Origin of the sequence: Kitasatospora sp. NPDC096204 (genome assembly GCF_044763205.1) — a bacterium.
GTDB lineage: Bacteria > Actinomycetota > Actinomycetes > Streptomycetales > Streptomycetaceae > Kitasatospora.
Map to the genome: position 1 here is coordinate 1 of NZ_JBIWFT010000093.1, position 4,036 is coordinate 4,036.

The 4,036-nt window shown below is 71.2% G+C and carries 1 protein-coding gene and 2 pseudogenes; all 3 read right to left on the minus strand.

Annotated features, from left to right (window positions below):
* A pseudogene (locus tag ACIQ87_RS40225) lies at nt 1–92 on the minus strand (roadblock/LC7 domain-containing protein); the annotation flags it as partial.
* 10 nt (nt 93–102) lie between these two features.
* Nucleotides 103–3,468, minus strand: a complete 3,366-nt coding sequence (locus ACIQ87_RS40230) for a nitrate- and nitrite sensing domain-containing protein (RefSeq protein WP_402417231.1) — start codon at nt 3,466–3,468, stop codon at nt 103–105.
* Nucleotides 3,469–3,943: 475 nt separating this feature from the next.
* Nucleotides 3,944–4,036: pseudogene (locus tag ACIQ87_RS40235) on the minus strand (ATP-binding protein); the annotation flags it as partial.

Sequence of the window (4,036 nt, forward strand, 5' to 3'; positions counted from 1 at the left end):
TCCGCGGAGACCACCACGGTGTGGGACACCCCGGGGGTGTTGTCCACGAAATTGGTGATCAGCCAGTTCAGGTTCTGTGCGGCCTGGCTCATCTGAGTCAACTCAACGCTCCTGGTGGTTCGAGCCGCCGAAGAGATCGGTGCTCCGGTTCTGTCCGTTGCCGGACTGGTCTACCTGATCGGGGTCGATCCGGAAGCTTCCGGTGTTACCGGCACTGCGGCCCTGCTCCACACCGCGGCGCAGGTTGGTGAGGCGGCCACGGACCTCCTCCGGGCTGCGGGAGACCTGCGGCCCGTCCTGCGGGGTGGACTTGGCGTTGCCGGGCACCAGGTTCTGCTTGGGCACGCGCCGCGGCAGACCGGAGCCGGTGGTGCCGCCGGAGGCGGGCTCACGCAGCTGCTCGGCCCGCTGCCAGTCGCCGTCGTTCGGCGACTGCCAGGCGGCGCTGGCGGTCGGGCCGGTCGGGCCGTAACCGCCGAGCGCGGACACGTCGTGGCCGCGCTCGGCCGAGGGCGTCGACGAGGTGTCCTTGGCGCCGGCGAACCAGTTCGGGCTCTCGCCGGACTGGCTGCCGCCGGCCGGAGCGGAGGCGGGGCCACCGCCGGCCAGCTGCTCGCCGGGGCGGCGCTGCGGCAGCCCGGACGCCAGGGTGGTGTGCGGCGGCTCGGCGGCGGGCAGCGCGGGCGGTTCCGGGGCGTACGGGTGGCCGGCCGGGGACTCCTCGGCCGGACGGCCGTACTGGTCGGCGTACTCGTCCTGCTGGTAGCCGCCCTGGTCGTAGCCGTACCGGTCGTCGGCGAAGCCCTGCTGCTGCCCGTAGCCCTGCGGGGCGTACTGGTCGTAGCCGTCCTGGGCGTACCCGTCCTGCTGGTGGTACTCGTCCTGCTGGTAGCCGCCCTGGTCGTAGCCGTACTGGTCGTCGGCCTGGGCCTGCGGCTGCTCGTAGCCCTGCGGGGCGTACTGGTCGTAGCCCTGCTGGTAGTCCTCCTCGACCTCGGCGTCCACCACCGGCGCGTGCGGGGCGCTGTCCAGGGCCGCGCGGCGGACCTGGTCGAGGCGCTGCGAGCGCTGGACGGACTCCAGGGCCGGGCTGAACCCGCTGGAGCCGGCGTTGCCGATGCCGGTGAGGTGGTCGTCGAAGCCGAGCTCGGCCGCGCTGCGGGCGGGGGCTTCCGGCGCCCACGCGGCGGTCGGCTCCTGCTCGGCGAAGATCCGGGAGACGGTGAACTGCTCGTCCGGCTCCGGCGCCGCACCGGACTGGGTGACGAACGGCGGGAGCATGACCAGCGAGGTGGTGCCGGCGGACTCGCCGGACGGGCGGAGCTGGACGCGGACGTCGTGCCGCTGGGAGAGCCGGCCGACCACGAACAGGCCCATGCGGCGGGAGATGGTGGCGTCCACCGTGGGCGGCTCGGCCAGCTTCTCGTTGATCTCCGCGAAGTCCTCGGCGGTGAGGCCGATGCCCTTGTCGTGGATCTCGACCAGCACCCGGCCGTCCGGCAGGCGGGTCGCGTTGACCAGCACCCGGGTCTGCGGGCTGGAGAACGAGGTGGCGTTCTCCAGCAGCTCGGCGAGCAGGTGGACGAGGTCGGTCACGGCGGCGCCGACGACGTCGACCTCCGGGATGCCGGAGAGCTCGACGCGCTCGTACTGCTCCACCTCGGACGCGGCGGCGCGGAGCACGTCGACCAGCGGGACCGGGGTGTTCCAGCGGCGGCCGGCCTCCTCGCCCGCGAGGACGAGCAGGTTCTCACCGTTGCGGCGCATACGGGTGGCCAGGTGGTCCAGCTTGAAGAGGTTCTCCAGCTGGTCCGGGTCGGCCTCGTTGTTCTCCAGGTCGGTGATCAGCGCCAGCTGGCGCTGGATCAGGCTCTGGCTGCGGCGCGACAGGTTGGTGAAGATCGCGTTGACGTTCCCTCGCAGCAGGGCCTGCTCGGCGGCGAGCGCCACGGCCTGCTGGTGGACCTGGTCGAACGCCCGGGCGACCTCGCCGATCTCGTCCTTGCCGTGCAGCGGGATCGGGGCCACCGAGGTGTCGACCCGGTCGGGGTCGGTCTTGGAGAGCTTCTCGACCAGGTCCGGCAGGCGGTGGTCGGCGATCTCCAGGGCGGCGTTGCGCAGGGTGCGCATGCCGAGAATCATCGAGCGGGCCACGTAACCGGTGAGCAGACCGGCCAGGACGAGCGCCGCGACGACGATGACCGTGTTGAGGATGGCGTCGTAGAGCGCGTTGTCCTTCAGGGCGCGGGAGTCGGCGAGGACCTCGTCCAGCAGCGCGACTTCGGTGTTCCGCAGGGCCTGGATGTGGGTGTTGGCGGCCTGGTTCCAGTTGTCCGGGGTCAGACCGGCGTTCCTCGCCTCGGTGTACGCGGCGTCGGCGGCGGCCTTGCCCTTCAGCTGGCCCTCCGCGGCGGCCTGGCTGTACGAGGCGCCGAGCTGGAGCAGGGCCTGCATGGTCGGCGCCGCGCCGTTGGGCATCTTGTACGCCGAGCGCTCCTGCGCGGCGAACTGGGTGACCTGCGCCTCCGCGTACTTCTGGGCGTCCTCGGGCGCGCTGCCGGTGTTGAACTCGTTGATGGAGACCTGCTCCAGCTTCTCCGAGATCAGGATCTGCTGGATCACGTTCTGGTTCTCGTACCGCGTGGTCGCGTTCGCCGAGATGCCGACGAGCAGGTTGAGCATCAGCGCGCGCTGGGTCGAGGCGGCGGCCTTGGCCAGCGACATCGCGTAGATCGCGCGGCCCTTGCTGGTGGCGTTGGCGGAGCCCATGCCGACCGAGTTGTCGAAGGCCAGCAGCGGGTCGAGCATCACCGAGTAGGCGTTGGCGGTGGCGCTGATGAACAGCTCCGGGTTGTACGCGTTGGCCCGCAGGTGCGGCAGGTCGACCACCAGGGTCTGGAAGGCCTCGTGGCGGCGGGGGAGCTCACCGGACTTGTCGGAGGCGGCGTAGGCGGCGTTGTACGCCTTCAGCGCGGCGTCGGTGTCGTTGCGCCGCTTGGTCACCTCGTTGTTCGGGTCCTGCTTGGTGATCAGGGGTATGAGCGTCTTGTCGCGCTCGTTCTCCAGCGCCTCGGCGAGTTCGGTCGCCGCCTTGGCCAGCTCGGCGGTCTTCTCGGCGCGGGAGGCCTTGATGAAGCCGTCGACCGAGGTGTTCACTCGCAGACCGCCGAAGACGAGACTGATGATCACGGGGATCAGCAGGATCGCGATCAGACGGGTCGGCACGCGCCAGTTGCGCGGGCGGAGGAAGTCGTACCGGCTGGAGCCGCCGCTGCCGTCGTCCGACGATCCGCCGCTGCGGGGCGCCGTGGGCGCGGCCTGGGAGTCGGGGGCCGGGACGGGGGACTGGGCGCGTTCCTCGGTGGGAGTGAACGCGGAGAATCCGGCCGGACCCCCCGGGGTACCGTTCGGCTCGCTCTGGCGGGGCTCGGAGCGCCGCTGCGGGGCGGGTTGCTGCTTACGCCTCACTCGACAACTACCTCTCGGCCGAATGCCGGCCATGGATCAATCCAGCGCTACCCCGGGGCCCTGTCCCGCCGCCGGACGGACCGGCGCAGGAGACACCCAGGGGTAGCTGGAATTTCAGCACGTGCAGGGATGGGGGACAAACAGCCGCCGCCCGGCACCCGCGTCGGAACAATCCGGACAATCACCGACATGACGGAGCAAAACAGTGGTCACCAGGCGCTGAGTGACGCCAATTCGCCACACTGAGTCATTGTTGATCACAAAATGCCTACCGAACTGTTATCCGCTGCTTATACGCGGGTCTTGCGCGGGGCCCCCGGAGGACACCGGCCGGTAAGCGCCGCTGCCCCGACGGCCCGCCGTGAGGACGGGCCGTCGGGGCTGTGCGGCTGCTCGCACGCCCGCCTCCGGGGCGCCCTGGGCCCCTTCGGCTCGGCGCGCTCGCCCGCGCTCGCGTGCTCGCGGTCGCCCTCGTTCAGCGGAGTCGGGCGAGGAGGGCGTGTTCGACGAGGGTGATGAGGGCGCTCTTGGCGCTGTCGCGGCGGCGGGCGTCGAGGGTGATGACGGG